Origin of the sequence: Streptomyces sp. NPDC127092 (assembly GCF_042722475.1) — a bacterium.
Classification (GTDB): domain Bacteria; phylum Actinomycetota; class Actinomycetes; order Streptomycetales; family Streptomycetaceae; genus Streptomyces.
This window is the reverse complement of the sequence record NZ_JBHXFE010000178.1, coordinates 1495-1740: the sequence shown is the minus strand read 5'-3', so window position 1 is coordinate 1740 and position 246 is coordinate 1495. Positions and strand designations below refer to the sequence as shown.

Sequence of the window (246 nt, the reverse complement as noted above, 5' to 3'; positions counted from 1 at the left end):
GATCGGTCATGCCGGTCTGGTCGCGAACACCCTGTCCAACCGCGCCAAGACCCTCGCACCGTCCACGCGCCTCAGCCCGCCCGCCATGGGTCTGGTGAAGGGTGCCACCCGGGAAGAACTCGACCAGGTCACCCGCGACTTCGAGGACTCGGCGCGCAACGCCGTCGACGCCGGATTCGACGCGATCGAGGTCCACCTCGGCCACAACTACCTCCTCAGCTCGTTCATGAGCCCCAACCTCAACAA

General features: G+C 66.3%; 1 pseudogene. It reads left to right on the top strand.

Features of this window, described 5'->3' with window-relative positions:
- A pseudogene (locus ACFWJO_RS38570) lies at positions 1–246 on the top strand (NADH:flavin oxidoreductase); the annotation flags it as partial.